This window comes from Bifidobacterium sp. VU/mBH4 (B4) (assembly GCF_058199535.1).
The window spans coordinates 56,664-81,354 of sequence record NZ_JBVPQJ010000004.1; the positions used below are offsets into that span (position 1 = coordinate 56,664).

The 24,691-nt window shown below is 62.7% G+C and carries 15 protein-coding genes; 5 read left to right on the forward strand and 10 right to left on the reverse strand.

The window, feature by feature from the left end; all coding sequences use genetic code 11:
* Positions 1-1,245 carry a carboxylate--amine ligase gene (locus AC0AII_RS06095; protein ID WP_490446487.1) on the forward strand — a complete coding sequence of 415 codons (1,245 nt, stop codon included), beginning with the start codon at positions 1-3 and terminating at the stop codon, positions 1,243-1,245.
* The gene (locus AC0AII_RS06100) at positions 1,242-1,985 is read left to right on the forward strand and encodes an aspartate/glutamate racemase family protein (protein ID WP_490446488.1); all 744 of its coding nucleotides are present in this window, start codon (positions 1,242-1,244) and stop codon (positions 1,983-1,985) included. Before AC0AII_RS06095 ends, AC0AII_RS06100 begins: the two co-directional genes overlap by 4 nt.
* Here the strand turns inward: AC0AII_RS06100 and smc are convergent.
* Both smc and AC0AII_RS06110 read right to left on the reverse strand, forming a co-directional pair.
* A complete protein-coding gene (gene smc, locus AC0AII_RS06105) occupies positions 1,918-5,556 on the reverse strand; it encodes a chromosome segregation protein SMC (protein WP_490446489.1) in 3,639 nt (1,212 codons plus the stop codon). The two genes, AC0AII_RS06100 and smc, sit on opposite strands and share 68 nt — an antisense overlap.
* Positions 5,556-6,977 carry a bifunctional folylpolyglutamate synthase/dihydrofolate synthase gene (locus tag AC0AII_RS06110; RefSeq protein ID WP_490446490.1) on the reverse strand — a complete coding sequence of 474 codons (1,422 nt, stop codon included), beginning with the start codon at positions 6,975-6,977 and terminating at the stop codon, positions 5,556-5,558. The genes smc and AC0AII_RS06110 overlap by 1 nt, the downstream gene beginning before the upstream one ends.
* Before the next feature lie 155 nt (positions 6,978-7,132).
* Here AC0AII_RS06110 and AC0AII_RS06115 point away from each other — a divergent pair, with 155 nt between their 5' ends.
* Positions 7,133-8,734 carry an aminopeptidase P family protein gene (locus AC0AII_RS06115; protein WP_490446491.1) on the forward strand — a complete coding sequence of 534 codons (1,602 nt, stop codon included), beginning with the start codon at positions 7,133-7,135 and terminating at the stop codon, positions 8,732-8,734.
* A gap of 1 nt (position 8,735) precedes the next feature.
* The gene (locus AC0AII_RS06120; protein ID WP_490446492.1) at positions 8,736-9,272 is read left to right on the forward strand and encodes an NUDIX hydrolase; all 537 of its coding nucleotides are present in this window, start codon (positions 8,736-8,738) and stop codon (positions 9,270-9,272) included.
* A gap of 31 nt (positions 9,273-9,303) precedes the next feature.
* On the opposite strand, the gene AC0AII_RS06125 is transcribed toward AC0AII_RS06120, so the two are convergent.
* Complete coding sequence (locus AC0AII_RS06125) at positions 9,304-10,539, reverse strand: ROK family protein (protein ID WP_490446493.1); 1,236 nt, start codon at positions 10,537-10,539, stop codon at positions 9,304-9,306.
* 195 nt (positions 10,540-10,734) lie between these two features.
* Between AC0AII_RS06125 and AC0AII_RS06130 the strand changes: the two genes are divergently transcribed.
* Positions 10,735-12,276 carry a xylulokinase gene (locus AC0AII_RS06130; protein ID WP_490446494.1) on the forward strand — a complete coding sequence of 514 codons (1,542 nt, stop codon included), beginning with the start codon at positions 10,735-10,737 and terminating at the stop codon, positions 12,274-12,276.
* Between the two features lie 19 nt (positions 12,277-12,295).
* Here the strand turns inward: AC0AII_RS06130 and AC0AII_RS06135 are convergent, their stop codons facing one another.
* The 7 genes from AC0AII_RS06135 to AC0AII_RS06165 all read right to left on the reverse strand — a co-directional run bounded on the left by AC0AII_RS06135 (position 12,296) and on the right by AC0AII_RS06165 (position 24,685).
* Positions 12,296-15,592, reverse strand: coding sequence for a glycoside hydrolase family 2 TIM barrel-domain containing protein (locus tag AC0AII_RS06135; protein WP_490446495.1), 3,297 nt, complete (start codon positions 15,590-15,592; stop codon positions 12,296-12,298).
* 54 nt (positions 15,593-15,646) lie between these two features.
* Positions 15,647-16,723, reverse strand: coding sequence for a LacI family DNA-binding transcriptional regulator (locus AC0AII_RS06140; RefSeq protein WP_490446586.1), 1,077 nt, complete (start codon positions 16,721-16,723; stop codon positions 15,647-15,649).
* Positions 16,724-17,045: 322 nt separating this feature from the next.
* Positions 17,046-18,338: a glycoside hydrolase 5 family protein gene (locus AC0AII_RS06145; RefSeq protein ID WP_490446496.1), complete on the reverse strand. Its 1,293-nt coding sequence runs from the start codon at positions 18,336-18,338 to the stop codon at positions 17,046-17,048.
* A gap of 7 nt (positions 18,339-18,345) precedes the next feature.
* Entirely contained in the window at positions 18,346-19,185 is an 840-nt protein-coding gene (locus tag AC0AII_RS06150) for a carbohydrate ABC transporter permease (protein WP_101432146.1), read from the reverse strand.
* Positions 19,182-20,129: a carbohydrate ABC transporter permease gene (locus tag AC0AII_RS06155; protein WP_144085504.1), complete on the reverse strand. Its 948-nt coding sequence runs from the start codon at positions 20,127-20,129 to the stop codon at positions 19,182-19,184. Before AC0AII_RS06155 ends, AC0AII_RS06150 begins: the two co-directional genes overlap by 4 nt.
* A 2-nt stretch (positions 20,130-20,131) precedes the next feature.
* Positions 20,132-21,433 (reverse strand): ABC transporter substrate-binding protein, encoded by a 1,302-nt coding sequence (locus tag AC0AII_RS06160; RefSeq protein WP_101432144.1) that lies wholly within the window; start codon positions 21,431-21,433, stop codon positions 20,132-20,134.
* A gap of 102 nt (positions 21,434-21,535) precedes the next feature.
* On the reverse strand, positions 21,536-24,685 hold the full coding sequence (locus tag AC0AII_RS06165; protein WP_490446497.1) for an alpha-mannosidase: 3,150 nt from the start codon (positions 24,683-24,685) through the stop codon (positions 21,536-21,538).
* Positions 24,686-24,691 lie beyond the last annotated feature (6 nt).

Genomic DNA, 24,691 nt, shown 5'->3' on the forward strand with positions numbered 1-24,691 from the left:
ATGCAAGAATTCCAACCGGTCATACTGGGCAGCGACATCAACGCCTACGGCATGGCGCGCGCTTTTCATGAGGCCTATGGACTGGTCTCCACCGCCTTCGCCCACCAGCAGCTCTCCCCCACCAAGTACAGCAGGATCATCGACGTGCACCTGGTACCGGATTTCACCAATCCCCAGGTCTTTGTGCCGGCTCTGAACGACTGGGCCGACGCCTATCACCGGGACCACCCAGACGTCACCCTGCTCCTGCTGCCCTGCGGGGACACCTATGCCAACCTGTTGGACGAGTTCGGCGACCCCCTGCGCGAGCGGTTTGTCTTCAACGCCATCGATGCCAAGCTCAACCGCGCCCTCTCGCTCAAATCCTCCTTCTATGAGCTCTGCGACCGCTATGACCTGCCCCACCCAAAGACCTTTTCAGTGAATGCCGATGACGTGAAAGCCGGACGCCACCGGAACCTGCCCTTCGACTACCCGGTGGCCATGAAGCCGGCCGACAGCGACGAGTGGCTGGGCATCGACTTCCCCGGCAGGAAGAAGGCCTTCATCTTCAGCAACCCGGAGGAGCTGGACACCATGATCCGCAGATCCTACCAGGCCGGATACACCTCGCAGATGGTCATCCAGGACTTCGTGCCTGGGGGCGACGACCACATGCGGGTGCTCAATGCCTATGTGGACCGCCACCACCGGGTGCGCATGATGTTCCTGGGGCACCCGCTGCTGGAGGACCCCACCCCCGAGGCCGTAGGCAACTACGCAGCCATCATGCCCGACTACAACCAGGACATCTTCGACCGGATCAAGGCCTTCCTGGAGGACATCAACTACAGCGGAGTGGCCAACTTCGACATGAAGTACGATCCGCGCGACGGCGTCTACAAGCTCTTCGAAATCAATCTGCGCCAGGGCCGCAGCAGCTACGTGGTCACCCTGAACGGCTTCAACCTGGCCCGCTGCTTCGTGGAGGACCTGGTCCTGGACACCCCCTTCAACGGACGCACCGTCTTCGGCCGGGGGCATCGCCTCTGGATGGAGATTCCCAGGGACATCTTCCGCACATACTGCGCCGATTCCGAGGACAAGCGCCAGGCCATGGCCATGATCCGGCGCGGGGACTGGGGCACCACCCTGGAGTACAACAAGGACCGCAGCCTGTTGCGCTGGCTGATGATCCGACACATGTTCGCCATCTACCGGCGCCGTTACCGGCGCTACTTCCGCGACAAGGGGGAGCTGGCATGAGGAACTTCTTCGCCGTCCTGGGCGGCATGGGCACCCTGGCCACCGAAAGCTTCGTGCGTGTGCTGGACCGGATGACCGGGGCGCACCGGGACCAGGACTTTCTGGACTATGTGGTCTTCAACCACGCCACCGTCCCGGACCGCACCGAGTTCATCCTGGGCCGCAGCAAGGATGATCCCTTCCCCTATCTGGCCGAGGACGTGCGCCAGGCCACAGCCATGGGCGCCTCATTCATGGTCATGGCCTGCAACACCGCCCATCAGATTCTGCCCAGGCTTCAGGCCCTGACACCGGTGCCCATCCTGGACATGCCCCAGGCCACCATCGACTGGGCCGACCGGCACTATCCGGCGAAAACCCATCCTCGCATGGGGTACATGGGGACCGAGGGGTCCCGCCATGCCGCCATCTACCAAGGTCCGGCCGACAGCGCCGGCTACCAGCTGGTGGACCCGGACCAGGCCCTGCAGGACCGGGTCAGCGCGCTGATCTACGACGATGTCAAGGAAGGGCGACTGGATCGGGACCGCTACTTGGGCGTTCTCAACGCCTTCCTGAAGGACTACCGCTGCGACTCGGTCCTGCTGGGCTGCACCGAGCTCTCCGTGCTCAACGAGGCCTACCCCATGCCGCAGCTGCCCATTGTGGACTCCCAGGCCGTTTTGGCAGAGGTCACCCTTGCTCGGGCTCGCGCTCTTCGCGACCGGGACGATTCGGATCCTTCAGCCGCTGGGAGATGACGGCCGTCACCCCGTCCCCCCGCATGGTGACCCCGTAGAGGGCGTCGGCGATGCCCATGGTCCGCTGCTGGTGGGTAATGATGATCAGCTGAGCATGCTCGCGCAATTGCTCAAAGGCCTTGAGCAGCCTGGTCAGGTTCACGTCATCCAGGGCGGCCTCGACCTCGTCCATGACATAGAAGGGGCTGGGCCGGGCCGTGAAAATGGCCAGGAGCAGGGCCAGGGCCGTCAGCGACCGCTCCCCGCCCGAGAGCAGGGAAAGCCGACGGACCTTCTTGCCGGCCGGGCTGGCCTCGACCAGAACGCCGGTGGTCAGCAGATCGTCCGGATCCTCCAGCCGCAGCCGCCCGCGCCCGCCCGGGAAGAGGGTGGCGAAGATGCGTTCGAAGGCCTGGGCCGTGTCGTCGAAGGCCTCCTTGAAGACCGTGACCATGGTCGAATCAAGATCCTTGACCAGGGCCATCAGATCGTCCCGGGAACCTGTCACATCCTGACGCTGCTCGTGCAGGTAGCGGTTGCGGGACTCCAGGGCCTCGTATTCCTCGGTGGCCAACGGGTTGACCTTGCCCAGGGCAGCCAGGTCCCGCTTGGCCTTGGCCAGCCGCTTCTCCTGCTCGCCGCGCTGGTAGGGCACCGTTTTGAAGGCTGGCGAATCGCCGTCTTCCTCCGTCGTCTCCTGATCCAGGGGAACAGGATTACCCTCGTCATCCAGGACGGGCACCGGACGATCGGGGCCGTATTCGCGGATCAGCTCCTCCGGCTCCATGCCCAGGTCATCCTGGATGCGCTGGCGCAGACGGCCGTCCTCGCCGGCCAGACGCTCCCGCTCCAGATCCAGACCGTGCTCATCCTGCCGCAGGCCGGCCACCTTGGGTTCCAGAGCGTCCCTGCTGGCCCGCAGATCGGTCAGCTCCTTGTCGTGGGCCGAAGCCTTGGCCCTGAGCTGATCCCGGCGGTGGGCCGCATGATCCATCCTCCCCTTGATCAGCTGGGCCAGCAGGTCGGCCCTGAGCGCGATCAGCCCCAGGGAGGCCATGCCAGCCTTGCGGCGACGGTTCTCCTGGCTGATCCGCTGACGACGGCGTTCGGCCTGGTCGGCCTGATCCCGCAGCAGATCAATCTGACGCAGCAGAGAGGCGTGCCGCCGGTCGCTCTCGGTCCAGGTCAGCTTGGCCTCCATCTCGGCGGTGCGGGCCTGGTCCAGGGCTGTCTCCAATTCATGCTGCCGGTCTTCCATGCCCTCCGGGTCATCCGGATCAGTCCCCCCGTCCTCCTGGGCACGGGCCAGGCCGGCTTGCAGGTCTTCCAGTTTGAGTTTGTGGGTGCGCACCTGGTCGCGCACCTGGGCCAGCCGGTCCTCCAGATCCTTGTCCCCGGCCTGGGCTCGATCGAATTCCTTGCGGGCTGCTGCCAGCTCCCGGGCAGCCTGCTCGGCCTTGACCCGGGCTTCGGTGCACTGGTTGCGCGCCTCCTGCAGCTGCTGCTCAGCCTGCTCAAGGGAGGCACGAGCCCCATCCATCTGCGACTGCAAAGTCCGGGACTCCTCCTGGAGGGTCTCCACCTGCGCCAGGGCCTTATCCCTGCGTGCAGTCAGCGCCAGGTCGCTGGTGGCCAGGGCGGATCCGCCAACCGCACCCACCCGGTCGTAGAGGTCGCCCAGGCGGGTCAATGCCTGCTGCCATCCGTCCTCCAAGGCGCGGCGGGCCTGATCGGCGTCATCGACGGCAGCTGTGGAGGCCAGCAGACTGCGGACAGCCCTCAGCACCCCCTGGGCCCGGTCAGGATCGGCAGGATGCTCCCGCAGGGCCACCAGGTCGGCAGCTGACCGCCAGGAGCCATCACCTGGCTTTACACCGGTGCCCTTGAGCGGGCCTGATGCCGAGATCAGCGCGGCGCGTCCCAGACGGTCTCGGCGGGCCCGCTCCAGGGTCTGGTCGACCGCCTGGCCATCCTTGGCCACCAAGGCCGAGGCATAGTCGTGCAAGGCCAGGGCCAGGGGCTCCTCCCAGTCCTCCTCCACGCGGACAAAATCGGTCAGTACACCCAGCAGGGCCGGATCTCCCGCCTGGGACAGGGCCTCGCCGGCGCCGCGATGGTCCAGCGTGTCCGCCAGGGCATCGGCTTTGGCCTGGGCCGATATGGCATCGGACTGGATGCGGCGTTCGCGCTCCTGGAGGTCGTTGAGCCTGCTGCGGGCCTGGTCCCTGACCTGACCTGCCTGATCCAGGGCCTGTCTGCCATCCTGGTCAGGACTTTCCTCCTGACTGTCCAGGTCCCGTACCCGGTTCCTGGCACGCTCTAGGCCTTCCCTGACCTGATCCTGCTGACGGGTCAGGTCACGCTCGCGCTGCCTGGAAAGTTCCAGGGCCGAGTCCTCCTTGGCCACCAGCTGGGCCAGATCGCCCAGCCGAGCCTGCCGCTTTCTGGCCGCCTGCCGCAGCTCGGTCATGGTCTGCCGGTGGGCGGCCAGCCGCCGCTCCAAATCCGCACGGGCCTGGACACAGCCATCCAGGGCGATCCGGTCGGCGCCGACCTGGCCCTCCTCCTGGTCAGCCTGGCCCTTGAGTTCCTCGGCTCGCCGCCTGAGCACCCCAGGATCCTGCCCCTGGTCGGTCACCATGCCAGCCTCCAGCGAACGGCCCCGCTCCCTGGCCAAGGATGCCAGGGATCCGGCGCGCTCACCCAGCTTGGTCAGGTCGTTCCACTGCTGGTTGACAGCCTCCAGGGCCGGACTGGACTGTCGGTCCAGCCCCTCCAGCTGTTCGATGCGGAGCTTGACCCTGGTCAGGTCCTCCTGCCCGCTGGCCAGTAGCCCCCGGGTCTGGGACATCCGCGAACGCAGATCCTCCAGCTTCCTCTGCGAGGTCAGGGCGTCGTCGGCATGAATGCGGGCCTGGGCATCCCGCAGGCTGACCTGGATCATGTCGGCACGGCGGGAGACCTTGGCCTGGCGGCCCAGCGGCCCCAGCTGCCGATGAATCTCGCCGATCAGGTCGTCCAGGCGGGACAGGTTGGCCTCGGTGTTGGCCAGCTTGTGCAGGGCCCGCTCCTTGCGCTTGCGATGCTTGAGGATGCCGGCCGCCTCCTCGATGAAGGCCCGATGGCCGGCCGGATCAGCCCGCAGGATGGCATCCAGCCGCCCCTGGCCGACGATCACGTGCATCTGCTGGCCCAGCCCGGTGTCGCTGAGCAGCTCCTGGATGTCCAGCAGGCGGCAGTCGGATCCGTTGATGGCATACTCGGACCCCCCGTTGCGGTAGATGGTCCGGCTGATGGTCACCTCGGTGTAGTCGATGTCCAAGGTCCGATCAGTGTTGTCGATGGTCAGGGTGACCTGAGCCCGGCCCAAGGGCGGCCTGGAGGAGGTGCCGGCGAAGATCACGTCCTCCATGGATCCGCCGCGCAGGCTCTTGGCTCCCTGCTCGCCCATGACCCAGGCCAGGGCGTCGACGATGTTGGATTTGCCTGATCCGTTGGGGCCCACCACGGCGGTGATGCCCGGCTCGAAGCGCAGGGTGGTGGCCGAGGCGAAGGACTTGAAGCCCTTGAGGGTCAGCTCCTTGAGGTACATCAGGCGCGCTCCGCCTTAGGTTTGGCCAGATCGGGATTGGGACGCTCGGCCAGCAAGGTGCGGGCGTCGCCGGCGGTGACGAAGCTGCCGCAGATCAGCACTCCCCGGCCGTAGCCCACCCCGGTCTGGTCCTCGCTGTCGACCATGTCGACGGCCGTCTGGATGGCATCGGGCATCCGGTCGCGCCTGACCACCCTGTCGGGTCCGAAGACCCGCACCGCAACCCGTTCCAGATCCTCCGCCGGCATGACTCGGCCCTTCCAGGAGTTCTCGGTGACCACGACGCTGTCCAGCACGGGCTCCAGCAGGCCCAGATAATCCTCCACCTGCTTGTCGGCCATCATGGAGATCACGCCCACCAGCTGCTTGAAGTCGTAGTTCTCCTCGATAGCCGCACGCAGGGACTGGGCCGCGTTCAGGTTGTGGCCGCCATCGATGATGATGGTGGGCGAGGTGCGCACCTGCTCGATCCGTCCGGGGATGCGCACCTGGCTCAAGGCCTCGGCCACCAGATCCTGGTCTAGGGCCCCGTTGACGGGGATGACCGTCTCGGCCGCGGCCAGGGCAGCCAGAGCGTTGTGGGCCTGGTGCTCGCCGAACTTGTCGATGGGCACATCCTTGTAGAGACCCTGCGGCGTGCGCAGCGTAGCCACCTGGCCGCCCACTGCGGGCATGCGGGAGACCACCTCCAGTTCGTTGCCATCCCTTAAAAGGGTGGGGGCGCCCTGCTGGCGCACGGCCTGCTCGATGATGGGCATGACGGCCTCCTCATGAGGCTGGGCCCCGACGATGACCGTGGACTTGGGCTTGATGATCCCGGCCTTCTCCCCTGCTATCTGCTCGACCGTATCCCCCAGCCACTGCATATGGTCCATGTCCACCGGGCCGATGATGGCGGCGTCGCCATCGAGGACGTTGGTGGCATCCCAGCGGCCGCCCATCCCCACCTCAACGATGGCCACGTCCACGGGGGCATCGGCAAAGGCCCAGACAGCCATGGCGGTCAGGACCTCGAAGAAGCTCATAGGAGCCCTGCCTTGCTGGGCGAAGCGGTCGTCCACCATGGCGATAAAATCCTCGATCTGCTGGTAGAGGTCCACAAAGTCCTCGTCCGAGAGCTCCTGGCCGTCGATGGCGATCCGCTCGTTGATCCGCTCCAGGTGGGGCGAGGTGTAGAGCCCGGTGCGCAGACCGTAGGCCCGCACCAGAGCCTCGGCCATCCGCGCCGTGGACCCCTTGCCGTTGGTCCCGGTGACATGAATGACCCGGAAGCTGTGCTCGGGGTGGCCCAGCAGGTCCAGCATCATCCCCATCCTGTCCAGGTCCAGGTTGGGGCTGTCATGCTCGGCGGGACGCGCCATGATGGCCCGCTCGACATCGCGAATATTCTGACCCTTGCTGTTGGGGTGTTCGAATGACATATTCTGCCTGCGCCTCCTGCTGCCGGTGGATGGTTCCCGCCCATTCTAGGCGGGACCGGCCCCGACTGAGGGCCGAAACGGCCGAGTCCCACATCGGCCGCGCGCACTACCATGGAACCACCATAGTCAGAACAGGAATTTCAAGGAGGCTGGACGTGAGCGCATCCGCACAGGAGCATCTGCAAGACGACGCCGATCCCAGAAATGTGGATCTGAACGAACAGGACATGGGCGACCGGGTGAACAACCGCACCCTGCGCCCCAATTCCCCGGCTTTCCAGCAATTCATGACCACTGGCTGGCAGGCCCAAGAGCCGCAGATCGAACCGCTGGAGTCCAGCAAATACACCGAGCGCCGCCTGCGTGAGCTGGGACGGCGTTTCCCCGGCGAGCGGCTGGTCATCCCCGCCGGCTCCTACAAGACCCGAAACAATGACAACGACTACGCCTTCCGCCCAGACACCACCTTTGCCTACTACACAGGCCTGGGCGAGGACTACGAACCCGGGGCCATCCTGGTCCTGGACCCAGTGGATCCCGAGAGTCCGGAGGCCGCCAAGGGCCTGACCCATACCCCTGAGCTCTTCGTCCATCCCCGGGCCGATCAGTCCACTCGCGACTACTACCGTTCCTCACAGTATGGGGAGTACTGGGTGGGTCCCCGGGCCGGACTGCGGGAACTGGCCATCATGACCGGCATCCCCACCAAGGACATCGCCACCTTCCCCGATGCCATCGCCAAGGATCTGGGACCGGATCAGGGAGCGGTCAAGCTGCGGGTGATCCGCACTGCCGACCAGGAGGTCCTGAACCAGGTGGAAGCCGCCCGCAAGGCCAATGGCATCGGCGGCCCTGACCGTAATGAGGAGGCCGACGACAAGCTCGAGGAGTTCACCTCCGAGGCCCGCATGATCAAGGACGACTACGAGGTCAGCGAGATGCGCAAGGCCATCGCCGCCACCAAGGACGGGTTCGATCGGGTTCTGACCCACCTGCCCCAGGTGGTGGGCAAGCCCCGTTCCGAGCGGATGCTGGAGGGCGTCTTCAACGCCAACGCCCGCGAGAAGGGCAATGACGTGGGCTATGGGTCCATCATCGCTTCGGGCAAGCATGCACCCATCCTGCACTGGATGCGCAACGACGGGACAGTCCAGAAGGGCGACCTGCTCCTGATTGACGCCGGCGTGGAGGTCAACAGCCTCTACACAGCGGACATCACCCGCACCTTCCCCGTAGGCGGCACCTTCAGCCCCCTGCAGAAGCGGATCTACCAGACCGTCCTCAAGGCCCAGCAGGCCGGCTTCGAAGCGGCCAAGCCCGGAGCCACCTACTCGGACATCCACCATGCCGTCATGCGGGTGCTGGCTGAAACCCTGCACGAGTGGGGCATCCTCAAGGTCAGCGTGGAGGAGTCCCTCTCCCCTCAGGGCCAGCAGCACCGCCGCTGGCACGCCTGTGGATGCGCCCACCACCTGGGTCTGGACGTGCACGACTGCGCGGAGGCCAGGTACGAGTCCTACCAGGGCGCGCCCATCACCCCTGGAATGATCTTCACCATCGAGCCCGGACTGTACTTCAAGGAGAACGACCTGCTGGTGCCTCCGGAGTTCCGCGGCATCGGCGTGCGCGTAGAGGACGACGTGCTCATGACCGAGCAGGGGCCCCAGTGGTTGTCTGCGGGCATCCCCAAGACGGTGGAAGAGGTGGAGGCCTGGATGGCGCAGCGGGCCGCACTGGCCGACCCGGACCGGGACTGATATGCCCACCCCTGACTTCGTGCTCGAACTGCGCCGATCCATAGGCCATGACCTGCTCTGGCTGAACGGTGTGACGGCCTTCGTCAGAGATGACCAGGGCCGCGTCCTGCTGGGTCGGCGCTCTGACACTGGCCAGTGGGCCCTGGTCTACGGGATCAACGAACCGGGCGAGGATCCGGCTGATACCGTGGTCCGCGAGGTCAAGGAGGAGACCGGGGTGGATGTGATCGTCACCGACCTGGCGGCAGTCACGTCCTCCCGGGAGGTGGTCACCTATGCCAACGGGGACCGAACCATGTACATGGATCATCTGTTTATCTGTCGGCCTGACCCCAGCGGTAATGCCGACCCCTATGTGGGTGACGAGGAGAGCCTGTCAGTCGGTTGGTTCGACCCTGATCAACTCCCAGCCCCGCTGGCCCAGACCACTGTGGAACGCATGGCCCGAGCCCGAACCTATCTGGAGCGCCTGCATGGCGGAGACGCCCACGCCCTCTTCAAGGTTGGCGGCAATGGCCAGCCCGCAAATTCCCACTAGTCTCGGGCTGGCCATTGCACCCTTGGACGTATCAATCCTCGAAGAAATCCAGCGGATCGTCGATGAAGCGGCGCAGGCCTACCAGGGCTGCTCCCTTGAGGGCCGGATAGTCGGCCTGCGTGGGGATGAGCACGCGAATGTCCACGGCATCCCGGCCCAGAGTCAGCTGATTAAGCCGATCCTGCAGACGCTGGGCCAGGTTGCCACCGAAGTGCGACCAGAATCCCCCCAGGATGACCGTATCCACGTCAACAATATTGATGGCTGAGGCGATGACCGAGATCATGGCATCGAGCCCACGATCGATGGCGTCTACCGCTTTGGCATCCCCCTGCTGCCAGCGCTGGTAGAGCTCCTCCATGGCCTGGGGCGTGACCGCTTCGGCTCCGGTGGCGATGTCAGCCGCCTCGACCAGAGCCCTGCGCCCGGCGTAGGTCTCCAGGCACCCACGGCGGCCGCAACGGCAGGTGGGGCCGTTCAGATCCACCGAGGCATGCCCCAGTTCACCGGCGAACCCATGGTCTCCGGTCTCGACGGCTCCACGGCGCACCACAGCCCCGCCGATGCCGATGTCAGTGGAAATGTAAATAAAGGAGTCGGTGGGCGAAAGCGGCCCCTCATGTCCGTCCCCAGGACGCTGGGCCGCGTAGCCGGGAATTTGGGCAAGGGCTGCCAGACGCGCCTCGTTGCCCACTCTGGGAGCCAGACGACGGACCAGGGGAAAGTCCTGCAGATCCAGACGTTCCCACCCCAGGTTGCGGGCCATGAGCAGGGTGGTGTCGCCACCGACCAGGCCGGGCAGGGCCAGGCCCGAACCCACTGTGCGGTAGTGCCGACGGGACAGCTTGCGCTCGATGGGCTTGGTCAGCTTTTCCAAGTTGGCGAAGACCAGATCGGGTTCCGCTTCATGCATATCGTCCTTGATCCAGGCCGAATCGATCAGGGTCCCATCCAGATCCATGGCCAGACACCCGTAGCCATCGGTGTTGATCTGCAGGCCCAGACCGGCCCACCGTCCGTGTGCGATGGACAGCGGGGTGCTGGGTCGGCCATGGCTGCTCTGCGAAGTCTCAGGCTCCTCCTCGCGCACTACCCGATTCCTGATGAGAAGCCCTGCCAGGAGTGACATAGTAGCCTTGGTCAGCCCGGTGGCCTTGGCCAGATCCGCTCTGCTCAGCGAGGTAGGCGACCTCAGAATGGTGTCGATGATGACCGAGAGATTGTGGTTCCTCAGATCATCCTGATTGATAGAGTGCAGGGCAGTCACGGTTCAATAACCTTTCAGAAAGGAACACAGGCCCGCAGGATCTTGGGCCTTCTTCAACATCTTACGTTCCAGCCTAACGACAGGTAAGCCATGAAAGATCACTCGGACAAAGACCATTTAGTTTATCGATTTAATAATTGAGATACTATGGTGGAGTATTCCAATGACCGGAGTGCAGAAAGCAAGGAGGCTGACATGAATGAGATCCTGGTGGCGGGAGTGGACACTTCGACCCAGTCCTGCAAGGTGAGGGTCACCGATGCCCGGACCGGTCGGCTGGTCCGCTTCGGCAAGGCTCCTCATCCGGCAGGCACCAGCGTCGATCCCATGGCCTGGTGGAAGGCATTTCAGGAGGCTTCAGCCCAGGCGGGTGGATTAGACGATGTCTCGGCCATCAGCGTGGGCGGCCAGCAGCACGGCATGGTATTGCTGGACCACCAAGGGCGGGTGATCAGGGATGCCCTGCTCTGGAACGATACGCGTTCGGCTCCTGATGCCGACGATCTCATCATCCGGCTCGCCAAGTCCAAGACCGGCGAGGCCGAAAGCGCTCAGGCAGAAAACGACGGATCAAACAAGGATCCGGGCTCGGACCAGAGCCTGGCCATGCGGGACAAACAAGCCTGGGTGCGGGCTGTGGGATCCTCCCCGGTAGCCTCGCTGACCATCACCAAGGTGGCCTGGGTCAGCCGGATGGAGCCGGATCATGCCAAGGCCATCGCGGCCATATGCCTCCCCCATGACTGGCTGAGCTGGGTCATCGCCGGTCATGGGCCCGCAGCCGACCCGGGGGCCGAACCCGGGCTGGAGGATCTCTTCACCGATCGCTCGGATGCCTCAGGCACCGGCTACTACGACCCCGCCGTCGACCGCTACCGGCGTGACCTGCTGGCCATGGCCCTGCCCGACGGCATGGCCGAACAGGTCATCCTGCCTAAGGTTCTTGGCCCCCACCAGGTCGGAGCCAAGGCTGACCCCCGCATCGCCGGCAGGGATGTGCCCGGCGGCTGCATCATCGCACCGGGCGGCGGCGACAACGCCATGACATCCTTGGGCCTGGCCATGCAGGTGGGCGACGTCTCCATCTCCCTGGGAACCTCGGGCGTCGCTGCAGCAGTCAGCCCAGTCCCCGCCTATGACATGAGCGCCTCGGTCACCGGATTCGCAGATGCAACCGGCCACTGGCTGCCACTGGCCTGCACCATCAATGCATCACGCATCCTGGACGCGGGCCTGGCCGCCCTAGGGACCGATTACGACGGTCTGGCCAATCTGGCAGAGAATTCCTCACCAGGAGCCGAGGGCATCACCCTGATCCCCTACTTCGACGGCGAGCGCACGCCGAACCGTCCTGATGCCCACGCCAGGCTGGAGGGACTGACCCTGGCCAACACCACGCGCACCAACCTGGCCAGAGCATTCGTGGAGGGCCTGCTCTGCTCCCAGCGTGACTGCCTGGAGCTGCTGAAACGGCTGGGCACCACGGTCTCCAAGATCCTTCTGGTCGGCGGCGGTGCCAAGTCCCCAGCGGTCAGAGCCTATGCCCCTGGAATTCTGGGCATGGATGTGCAGCTGCCCCGGCCTGACGAGTATGTAGCCATCGGGGCAGCCCGCCAAGCGGCCTGGACGCTGACTGGAGAAGAGGAGCCACCCGCCTGGCCGGTGGACATCGAGACCACGCTGACTGGAGCCCCCTGCGAGCAGGTCTACCAGCAGTACCTGCGCTGGCGGGGATGAAAGGCCCCGCCAGCCCGGGTCACTTGGAACGGACCCGCAGGTGCAGTCCGAAGACCAGGTCGGTTTCGTCCAGGCGGTAGGCAGGATCCAACTCTGGTCCGCAGCTGTTGGAACCTATGCCGCTTGTGGCATAGTCCAGGCAGAGCACGGTCGAGCCGCATTCCTCCAGCTCATGGTCGTGCCCCTTGGCGGTCAGCTCCTCCTGGGTGTAGGGGGAGCAGTTGAAGCTGATGGGCCCATCCCCCGCCGCCTGCAGCAGGGAGCGGTCATCCTCCACCAGAACGTAGTCGCAGCCATAATGGGAGCCGTTCTCCTGGGGACGCAGGTAGTGTTCGACCATGCCTGACGCAGTGTTATGGAAAACGCCATAGTGGCTGGCGCGGTGCATGTCCCGGTAGCTCTCGTAGGGCCCATAGCCGCAGTAGGTGACTCGGTGCAGGCTCTGGGGCAGGAAGAGCCGTAGACCGAACCTGGGCAGATAGGGGAACTCGGGATCCCGGTGCAACGCCATCTTCAGATCCAGCCCACCCTGGTCGCTCAGGGTCCAGGTGGCGTCAATGCTGCCCATGGGCTGAATGAAGGGTGCCACCAGAGAGAGTTCAGCCTTGATGGTGGTCAACCCCCGTTCCTGATCGGTCTGCAGCTGGCAGGAGAGGGCCCTGGTGCCAGCCCGGTCGTATTCGGCCTTGCGCCATTCCTCCTTGATGGTGGCGTCGTTGTCAGTGGGCGCCCGCCAGAGGTTGACCTCCACAGGGGCGGTCAGCAGGGCACGGTTGTCGACGCTCATGGATTCCACCATGCCGGTACGGCGGTTGAAGACGTAGCGCCAGTCGGCCCCCTCCACGTCGAAGCGGGCATCAGTCCGCCTGACCACCGGCCGGTGGGCGCCCCGTGCTCCGCTGCCGGGATCGGCACGGATGACCCTGGTCACGCCGTTAGGACGTTCAGGCATTCCCATGTCCGCGGCTTCCAGCTGATCGAAGCCCAGCGGATGCCCCTGAACAAGCACGGGATCGGCCTTGGCCAGGGCGTACTCCACCAGCAGGGTCAGACGGCCGTGCTCGGGCGGATCCATGGCGGGCAGACCCACAGTGCCCTCGGCATGGGGGGCGATGTGCAGGCCGGTCCCCCGGTCGAGCTCCGGCGTCCCGGAAGCCACAGGCTCCCCATCACATAGAAGGGTCCACTTCAGGCTGAGATATTCGTCCAGGAAGGTGAAGTCCAGATAGTTGTGCAGAGTGAGCAGCCGGGTCTGGGGATCGTAACCGACCAGACGGGCCGGGCGGAAGACGTTCTTGAACTCTCTGAGCCCGGTGTGGGGCCGCCGGTCGGGGTAGACCAGGCCATCCATGCAGAAGTTGGCATCATGGGGATACTCGCCGTGGTCGCCCCCGTAGGCATAGATTCGACGGCCCTTGCGGTCCCTGCCCTGGTCGATGGCATGGTCGGCCCACTCCCATATGCAGCCGCCCAGGAGCCCCGGATGAGCCTGAATGACCCGGAAGTAGTCCTCCAGATCCCCTGGGCCCAGCCCCATGGCATGGCAGTATTCGCAGAGGAAGTAAGGCTTGCGGCCCCCGTCTCCGTCATCCCCGTGGCTGCTGATGCCGTGAGGTCCCTCCTGCGTGAAGTAATCCTCGATTTGCTTGATGGAGGGATACATCCGCGAGGTGATGTCCAGATTGCTGTAGTCCAGGTCCTTCCGGGGCGAGCCATGGATGGCCGACTCGTAGTGGGTCAGACGGGAGGGGTCCCGGGACTTGGTCCAGGCCAGAGCCGCCTCGATGCCGCAGCCATATCCGCTTTCGTTGCCCATGGACCAGATCAGGATGGAGGGATGGTTCTTGTCCCGCTCCAGGCTGCGCTGGACCCGGTCGACGATGGCCTTGGTGAAGCGCGGATCGTCGGCGATGCGACCGTTCCAATAATCGGGCTCCTTCCAATTCGGACCGTGGTAGAGGGCCTCTATGCCATGGGCCTCCAGGTCGGCCTCGGCGATCAGGTAGAAGCCCAGCTGATCGTAGAGGGCGTAATACTGGGGGCTGTTGGGGTAATGGGAGGTGCGGATGGCGTTGACGTTGTGCTCCTTCATCAGGGTCAGGTCGCACATAATCTGCTTCTGGTCGATGGCGAAGCCGGTGCAAGGGTCCCCGTCATGACGGTTGACCCCATGGATCTTGATGGGGCTGCCATTGACCTTGACCACCTGGCCGTCCACGCTTATGGTGCGCAGGCCGATGTACTCGGTGATGACCTCATCCGAGTCGCCGGAGCCGGTAGCACTAGCCCTGGTCGACAAGGTCAGCCGGTAAAGTTCGGGGTCCTCGGCATTCCAGAGGCGAGGATGGCCAACCTCCAAGACAAATTGCGCCGGCTCCTTGCAACCCGTCAGCTCGGCCCGGGCCACCTCCACCCCATCGGGGTCGGTCAGCAGAGCCTGGATGTCCAGAGCATCATCGTCCTGGCCCGATACGCCAGTCGGATCCAGATCCAGGGTCACACTGGCATGGCCCATGTCCTCATCGAGGTCGGTGTGGACGAACCAGTCGCGCAGACGGACCTTGGGGCGACGCAGGATGTAGACATCGCGGAAGATGCCGCTCATGCGGAACTTGTCCTGGTCCTCCAGATAGCTGCCGTCGCACCACTTGAGCACCAGGACGGCCAGCTGGTTGCGGCCCGGCCGCAGGTGGTCGGTCACGTCGAATTCGCTGGTGGCGTGCGAGACCTGGCTGTAGCCGATCAGATCCCCATTGACCCAGAGATAGAAGCAGGAGTCCACCCCCTCGAAATTGAGCAGGGCCCGGGGCGCTGAGGGCTCTGGCTCGTAGTCGAAGGCGCGCAGGTAGATGCCGCAGGGATTGTCGGCAGGCACCCTGGGCGGATCAAAGGGGAAGGGGTAGCGCACGTTGGTGTACTGGGGGCTGTCATAGCCCTGGGTCTGCCAAACTCCTGGTACATGGATGAGCTTGTACACCCCCCGGCCCGCATCATTGGAAGGGCTGTAGTCGGCTTCAAAAAAGACCGGATCCTTAGACTCGGTGGCGGACTGGACCTCGGCATCCAGCTGGTCGAGGCTGGCGTAATACCGAAAATCCCAATCGCCATCCAGGTCCAGGTACCGGTCGGAGCGCCTGCGCAGATCGCCACGCGTGTCCATGGGAGCGCCGGCAGGCACGCAGTAGGCACGGTTGGGCTCGGTCCCCACATGCAGCGTGGCTGGATCCTCGTAATAACGTGGTATGAACATGACGATTCCATCCTCCTCGGTGGCCATGGCAGCAAACATTTCACAGGCGTAATTGTTTACGCGCACATGGGCCCATAATACCGGGGCCATAGCACAGAATTCCCAGCGGTTTCACAGGCCTCATCGCACCGGACGGGCCGTGCTCTCACGGACGACCAGCTTGGGGGTCAGGATGCGGCGGTTGCCCCCCACATGCTCCCCCCGGAAGATCTTCAGAAGCAGGTTGGCCACCTTGGTGCCGTAGAGCCCGGCATCACGGTGGACCGACGTGATGGAGGGATAGGTGCTCTGGCAGATGAAGCTGTCCTCGAAGCTGACCATGGCTGGCAAGCCCATGCAGGCCAATGCAGGAGCAGCGGTCTTCTCATCAGACTCTTGCACTGCCATGGATGCCGTCCTGCTTTCCAGCATCGCTCGCAGACTTGCCGCAGCCATGATCTCGTTCTCGTAGATAAAAGCCGTATATGGATTTTCCCCCGATGACAGACGAACAGTGAGGGCGGCGGCCTTGTCCGGCGTGAAGTCCGTGAACTCCACTTTCGGCTCCCCCAGGTTCTTACGACTGACGAACTCCTTGAAGGAAGAGACACGGGCGCGGCTGTAGTCCAGGTTTTCATCCCCCGACAAGTAGGCGATCCGGGCATGCCCGCGCGAACTCAGATGATCCATGATCGTCGTCATAGTTCGGGAATCGTCGATGGACAGCGAGGGCAGGTAGTTATCCGAGTCAGGTCCTCCGGCCAAGACTGCGGGCAGACTCAGATTGTGCAGAAGCCGAGGCCTGGGATCATCGGAGAGAAGATCCACCAGCACCACCCCATCGACACGCTTGCGCCGGGCCCAGTCCCGATAGGTGTCCAGCTCCTCATCCAAGGTGGCGCAGGGGCGGAAGAGCAGGCCATAGCCCGACCTGCTCAGGGAGGCGTGGATGCCGGCCATGAAATGCAGCATGAATCCTTCGGTCTGGAAGGCATCCATGGACCTGGCCGGGGCGAAACCCACTGTCATAGTCTTGGAACTGCCCAGGGCCTGGGCGGCATACGCAGGTTTCCAACCCATTCTGGCTGCCGCTTCGCGAACCCTGCGCTTGGTCTGGATGGAGACTCCGGGCTTGTCATTGATGGCGAAGGAGACCGCTGTCTGGGAGATCCCCAGTTCGTTGGCTATGTCCTTGAGGCTGACCCTGGCATCGTCCATCTCCTTATGAACAGACGAGTCCGTTCTGGCTTCTGTTTCTCCGCCAGATGACTCGCCGCCCATACGCCACCTCATATCAACCATCCTCGTCGACGCCCATGATCCGGCTCGGCCTGCTCGTCAAACAAAACTGCCTGCCACACGCTTTAGGCATATAAGAACATCGACCTTTAATCCTAACTTAGACCCTCATCCACACAAACCGTGATCGACAACACATACGGCTGCCGTCAACCGGGTTTGGAGTCAAAGACCTTGTTATCGCTCACGCTCCAGCCCCTGATGGGAGCTGAAGCCTAAATGGCGGCTAGTTATGCCGCAGTCAGGCCTTTTTTCGCAGGAGGGAGGGGTCGGATACGGCGTTATAGGAGCTTCCGCCAACAGGTTTGACGGCGATGCACTCGCTGATGCCCCTGTCCTGCAACCAGCCGCTATCCGCCGCGTGCAGGGATGTGACTAAGGCTGGCCTTGCACCTTGACGACTGAGTTCCATCCACTTGTTGAAGATGGACCCGCCGGGCGCGCAGGCAGATCTGAGCAAGGGATCATCGTGCTGGTCCACATCCACGACAAGAGCCGTGGACCTGGGCCGAGAATCCTCCTTGCCGGAGCAATCCTTCACCGCCTGGACGAAGGCCTTGCCTATGGGCTTGAGGTGCTTCTCTTGGTCAAACAGACCCAACTGATGCTCAAAGGGAGGGAAATCGCCGAATTGCTGGTCGACATCATGTGAACACCACCAGGTGATGCCGAACATGTCGCTGCAATCGAGAGCATGTTCCACTGAAGATCTGCAAAAGTCGGCAGCCTGCCCTGCGCCCATTACATTGAGCGGGGCACCGATCTCCTGCAGCCAGACCTGCCGATGCGGCTGACTGGCGAAGGCCTTCGACAGCTCCACCAGGTATTCGGCATGACGCGTGCTCTCCTCGGCCAGGGGGCCGCACTCCTGAGCGGCGCCGTTGAAAACCCAGGAATGAATGCAGGTCATGTCGCCGATGTTGGACGCATACCGGGGAAGAAAAGCGTGGCCGTCTTGATACCAAGCCGCATCGTTTTCGGAATGCAGGAGCACGCGGCCTTCCTGGGCTGCCCTCTCCCTCAAAGGGGCCAGCAGCTGCAGCAGCCAGTCTTCCGCCTCCTTAGCGGTTGAAGGCATTCGACGCGGATGGACACGGTCGGTGAACTGGTTGCATTCGTTCCCTATGGTCAGACCGCGGAAATGCGGCAGGTCCGCCAAGGCTTCATAAACCGAAGCGACCAGACGGGCCTGCGCCTGAATTGCGTCCGGATCCGTGAACATATTGGTTTCATGCCACGAGACCAGCCAGGACGGCACGAAATCAAAACTGGACATGTGTCCTTGAATCACATCCGAATAGACATCCAACCCTCGCTCATCCGCCAAGGCGGCCATATGCCTCAGGTCGTCCAGGGAGGCGCCGTTGATCCAGGTCCTGTTGGGCTGGAGCAGCGTCCACAGCGGGAAGATGCGGATATGATCCAGCCCAATGGAAGCAATGTCGTCAAGATCTTTGGCGACAGCATCCCAATCCGGATGCAGCCAGAAATAGAACCAGTTGTGAGAGGGGGTGTAATTGACTCCAAATTTCATGATGTTGCTATTCCTTGATGCCACCCTGTTCCAGACCACGGAAGAAGTAGCGTTGGAAGCAGGCGAAGAAGACCAGGATCGGTATCAGGGAGACCAGGGCCCCCGCTGCTATCAATCTGGGATCCGAAATGAACATGCCCTTGAGTCGGTTCATGCCCAGTGTGAGCGTGTAGTTTGACTCGTCGGAGATGACGATCAGGGGCCAGAGGAAATCATTCCAGGCGCCCACAAAGGCGAAGATGCCAACGACGGTCATCGTGCCTTTGACCTGGGGCACGCAGATCCGGTAGAACCGCTGCCAAAGATTGGCGCCGTCCACCTCGGCAGCCTCTTCAAGCTCGTCCGGGATGCCCTTGAAGGCATTGGTCATGAGCAGAATGTTGACGGCACCCACCATGCCTGGCAGGGCGACAGCCAAAAGGGTGTTCTGCAGGCCGACGCTTCTGACGATCAGGAACTGGGAGATGACCACACCCTCGACGGGGATGACCATGGTACCCATGAAAATCGTGAAGAGCAGGTTGCGCCCGCGCCACTTGAGCCGGCCCAGCGCATATCCGGCCATGGTCGAGAAGATGACGTTGCCGCCTATGGAAAGGATAGCGACAATCACCGTGTTCAGCATGTACCGGAAGACCGGAACCTGTCTGAAGACGGATAGGTAATTATCCCAGGTGGGCGTCTTCGGAATGATATAGGGCGGAACCGCATAGACGTTGTCACCCTTGCCCTTGAAGGACAGCGACAGCTCCCAGACGAAGGGCCCCACCAGCAAGATAAAGACCAGTATGAGCACAAGGTACTGGACGACCTTGCCAACAGTGACTTTGGAGTGACTGTTTTTCATGAGTCCTCCCCCCGCTTCTGGATAATCTGCTGCAGAATCAGCATGGCTCCGACCACAATCAGGACAATCAGCGACAGCGCACTGGCGTAGCCGGTCCTGGCCTGGATGCCCGTGCCCTCCTTCTGGATGAGCATGGACATGGTGATGTCTTCGCCGCCGGGACCAGCCGTGCCGTTGGTGAGCACGTAGATCTCGTTGAACACGCGGAAGGCTGCGATGGTGGATAGCATCATGATCAGCACGATGGTGGATCTCACGCCGGGAATGGTGACATACAGGAATTGCCTTACCGGGCCTGCCCCATCCAGTGAGGCGGCCTCGTACAGGGAGGCGTCAATGTTGGCCAGGGCGGTCAGATAGATGACCATGTAGTATCCCAAGCCCAGCCAGATGGTGACGAACATGGATGTGAACAGTATCAGCCAGCGATCACTGAGGAATGGAATCGGGCTGTGGATGATGTGCAGGGACTCCAGGACCGAGTTGACCAGTCCCTTAGGATCCAGCAGGTTGGTCCAGATCATTCCCACTACCACGGCCGACATGACCACGGGAGTGTAGAAGGAGGTTCTGAAGAACCCCATGATCCTGGAGTTCCCCTTGACCAGGTTGGCCAAGATCAATGGAAGAATCACCATAAAGGGGACCACGCACACCACGTACAAGGTGGAATTAAGCAGCGCGGTCCAGAAATAGTCGTCATGCACGATCGCTACGAAGTTCTGGATGCCGATGAACTTGCCCGGTCGCAGCAACGTGGAATCGGTAAAGGCCAGCCGGCAGGTATTCAGCGCCGCGACGATGACGAAGATGAAGACAATGGCAAAGGCCGGGAAGACGAACAAGTAGGGGGCCAGGGTCGTGGTCCAATGGGTCTGAGGCCCGCCGTGCCGGCCGAGGGCGGAAGCCTTCGGCCGGATGGCGGAAGAGTCAACGCGGCTCATAGTTACTGCAGCTTCTCGTTGGCGTACTTGACGGCCTTGTCCAAGGACTCCTTAGCGGTCTGCTTGCCTTGCAGGGCCAGAGCGGCCTGCTGCTGCAGGTAGTCCTTGCCATTGGCATCGGTGAACTCAGCAGGACGGCTTGAGTACCCGGTCTTTACGGAGTTCAGCGTGACCTTCAGCGCCTTGCCCTGAACATCGCTGGTGTCGATGTTGGCGTAGTAGGGATCATCAAGACCACCCTTGCTGGAGGGGAAGGTGTTGGACTTCTTGGCGAATGCCAGCTGGTTCTTGGCATTGGTCACATACTGGACGAAGTCCAGGGCGAGTGTCTTGTTCTTGGTCTGGGCGTTGACAGCCAGCATCTCATAGGCCAGGCTGGCGGACTTGCCTTGATCGCTGATCTTGGTGCCCACAGCCAGATGCTTGTAGAGGTCAGGAGAGTTCTGCTTGAAGTCCGCCGCCGAGTAGGCGCTGCCGCCCATGGCCACGATGGAGCCCTTCTGGAAGAACTCGCCCTGCTGAGACCACTGCGCGCTCAGGGCCTCCGGCGGGATTCCCTTCTTGTTGAACAGGTCGACGAAGCGCTGCAGGTGCTTGACAGCCTTGGGTGAATTGAAGATGTACTTGGTGTGATCCTTGTTCATGATGGGAATGCCGGCCGATGCATAGTCATCGACGGCACCGCCCAGCATGGTGGACATGTAGGCCCCGCAGCCGCTCTTGACCATGGTGTCCGCCTGAGAGAAGTAGTCGTCCCAGGTCACAGGCAGCTTATTGGGATCCAGCCCGCACTTCTGCATGAGCTCGGTGTTGTAATAGGTCGGCCCATCGTTGACATACCAAGGGAAGCCGTAGGCACCCTCCTCGATGTCCTTGCCCTTGAAAGTCACCGCATCCCAGGCATTCTTGTAATAATTGTTTTGAGCCTTGGGAGCCTCCTTGCTGATGTTCATCAGGGCCCCGGCCTTGGCCAGGCCGTACATCAGTGAGGGGCCGGCATCGATGATGTCAGGCAGGGAGTTGGCTGCTGCGTCGGCGGACAGCTTCTGCTCATAGTTGTCCGAGGGTTGGTCGATCCACTTGATGGTGGTGCCGGGATGCGACTTCTCGTAAGCCGAAATCAGGTTTTTGAAGTACGGCGTGTACTTGTCGTTTTTCAGATTCCAGGTCTGGAAGGAGATCTCGCCCGACGGCTTGCCGTCCTTCGACCCGCCTGAACTGCTGTTGCTTCCTCCGCACGCCGCCAAGGAACCCGCCATGGCAGTCGCGCAGATCAATACTGCTACCTTCTTCAGTGCTCTCATCGGAGCTTCCTTTCTGTTTTTACTACTCACTTCTTTGTGGAGCTTCCGGCCGATCCAAAACGACGAGCGAACCGGCCGGACAGACACCCATGGTCAGGCGATTCAGCGCCTGGAGAGTCTCAAGGTGGTGAATTGGAAGGGAACCAGATCCAACAGGGCCCCGTCGGCTTGCGCCCCCTGCTCGGAGCACAGGCCTGGCCGCACACCCTCGGGCACAGGACCGTCCTCCAGGGAGTTGGTCTCTTTCACGGTCGCCCCCTGCAGGACGGACCCTGTGTGCAGCCTGGCCTTGGAGGGCGAAGAATCCGGGTTGTAGACCCTGACAATCACATCGCCGCTGTCGTCATCAGCCGTCTTGATCCAGTCGATGACGGTGGTGCCCTGAATATCCTCGACACCAGCCAAGGGCTCAACGGCAGGCAGTCCATGATGGAAGACCGGCGCGTTGAGGGCATAGGCTGCTTGCAGAATGTCGGCCTGGGTGTCCCCCGGGACGATGGACCAGGCAAAGCTGTGCTTGCCCCTGTCGGTATGCGGATCGGGAAAGACCGGAGCGGACAGGAGGGTCAGCCTGACCAAGGTGCCTGCCTCTTTGCCGGCCTTCTCGTCGTAGTGAATCGGTGTGGTGTCGCCGCCGTATGTCGAAGCGTTGACCACGCCAACAGCAAGGTCGTCGTCGCTGATCCTGACGAATCGGTGCGTGCAGCTCTCGAACTGCGCCTCTTCAGCGGCGTTGTTCTTCTGAATGGGCCTATCGATGAAGCCATACTGGCACTCGAATTGCGCGTACCTGGCCTGAACGGCGATGGGGATGTCCACCTTGAGCAGCTGCTCATCCTGGTGCCAGTCCACATCAGCAGTGAAGTCCAACTGCCTGCCGCCGGGAGTCAGCCCGATCGTGGTGACGATTGTGGTCTCACCATGCCGTCGCGATACCTGAACACCGGAATCCAAGGCCTCCATGGTGACTGGGTCATCGACTGGAGCAGCGGTCAGCAGGGCATCACGCTCCAGATCCCAGGCATCCCACATGTAGGGTTCGTCCTTGAAGAGCTCGTATCCGCCCACCGAGGAGCCTCGCGGGACCAGATCCCTTCCGGAGGTCCTGTCAAGAATGGAATGGACCTCGCCATCCGAAGCGACGACGGCACGGATAAGTCCGTTGTCCACGACGAATCCGTCGCCTTCCTGACTGACTTGAACGGGCCGGATGCGCTCGGGGCCTTCCTGGGCCTGAACTGGCCCGACAGCCTCCCAAGCCATCTGGCCCCTGCCGTCCATGGGCACCAGCCGAGCATCGGATACCCTGGGAGCCTGCGGCTGGGCGGAAGCTATGACGCGGGCAGCCTCATCGCCGATCTGCTCCAGACGGGCGATGTCCCTGCGGTAGTCCTCCCTGGCCAGTCTGTGTACCCAGGAGATGGCAGAACCTGGAAGAATGTCATGGAACTGGTTGAGCAGCAACGTGCGCCAGATTTGGTCCAGCTCCTGACGGGGGTAGGCGTATGAGTCGTCGACTAGCCCAGCATAAGCGCACAGGTATTCGACCGTGCGCAGCATGGCCTCCTCTTGACGGCAGCCTCGCTTCATATCCTGCTGGGAGGTCAGGGTCTTGCGGTGCAGCTCCAGATAGAGTTCGCCCTTCCAGACGGGCATTTCGGAACCGGCCTCCGCGCGGATCTCTTCCTCGGACTGGCGGAAGAAGTCTGCAGGAGCCTGATACCGCACCTTGGCCGATCCCTCCACATCATGCAGGCGCTCATAGCGTCCCAGCATTTCCCTGGTGGTGCCGCCGCCACCATCGCCATAGCCGAACAGCACCAAGGCCCTGGTCGAGATGTCCTTGTCCTGGTAGTTTTCTTGGGAGTGGTTGAGCTCGCGGGCCGTCATGCTTGAGGCATAGGTATCCATGGGAGGGAAATGCGTGAAAATAGCCGTGCCGTCAATGCCCTGCCAATCAAAGGTATGATGCGGGAATTTGGTCGTATCATTCCAGGAGATCTTCTGCGAAAGGAAGGATGTCATGCCTGCACGGCGGGCAATCTGCGGGAATTGGCCCGTGTAGCCGAAGCTGTCCGGCTCCCAGACCACGGTTGTGTCCACCCCCAGATGCTCCCGATAGTACCGCTTGCCATAGGTGAACTGACGGGTCAGCGACTCCCCTGAGGGCAGCATGCCGTCAGACTCCACCCACATCCCTCCGACGGGGATGAACCTGCCTTCTTGGATACGTTGCTTGACGCGGGCGAAGAGATCGGGATGATCCTCCTCCAGCCATGCATACTGCTGGGGCGAACTCATGGCATAGATGAATTGAGGATCGCGCTCCATCAGCGCGAGCATGTTCGAAACAGTCCGCGCCACCTTGCGCCTGGTCTCCCGCTTGGGCCAGAGCCAGGCGGAGTCAATATGGGAATGACCCACTGCCGCATGATCCAAGGCACTGGGGGTCGCCGGCACCGCCAACACACCAGCCAAGGCCTGTCGAGCCGGCCCCAATGTGGCCAGGTCACGCTCATCATAAATATTCAGCGAACGCTGCAGGGCTTTGCCCAAACGCCAGTACCGCGGCTGGCTCTGGTCGCACTCGCGGATCAGCTGGGCAGTGACCTCAAGGTCCATGTAGTAGTTCCACGCCTCATGATCAAAATGGCATACATCCATCTGCTTGAGGACATTGGGCTCATCGGCACGACCGGTGGTTCCCTCCCCCAGCTGCGTCTCCACGAATGCGGGGGTGCCAAGCAGGAGCGGATTGCAGGCCGCCTCCAGATAGATGGTAAAGGTTCCATCAGGGTTGATGACCGAAGCCTCGTCGCGGGTCGGATTCCCGTCCAAGTCGGTGCCGTCGAGCGGAATCCATCGGTTGCGGGGATTGACGGCCTTGATGATTGATCCATCGCTCCTGTAGGTCTGGGCTTCAAAATGGCCACCGGGCGCATCGGGATGCCAGCCCAAGTCGACCACCAGCTCGATCGGGGCCCTGGTCGCCCAGTCGGCATCAACGCGGCCGGTCACCTCCATCCAGGTGGTCCCCCAGGTTGTGCCCCAAGTATCCCCCAAGGAGAGAGGCTGGAAGTCCACACTCTTGCTCTGTACTTTCCCGAAGAACTCCGATGACGGTATCGGTTCTCCGGAAATGACGAAAGAGCGGACTTGGACCTGGCCCACAGGCCGCTCGATCTTCGGTAGCACGCGTTGACGCATGACACGGTCGCACTTGTCAAGCACGCGTTCTATCTTCAGCTGCATCCTCAC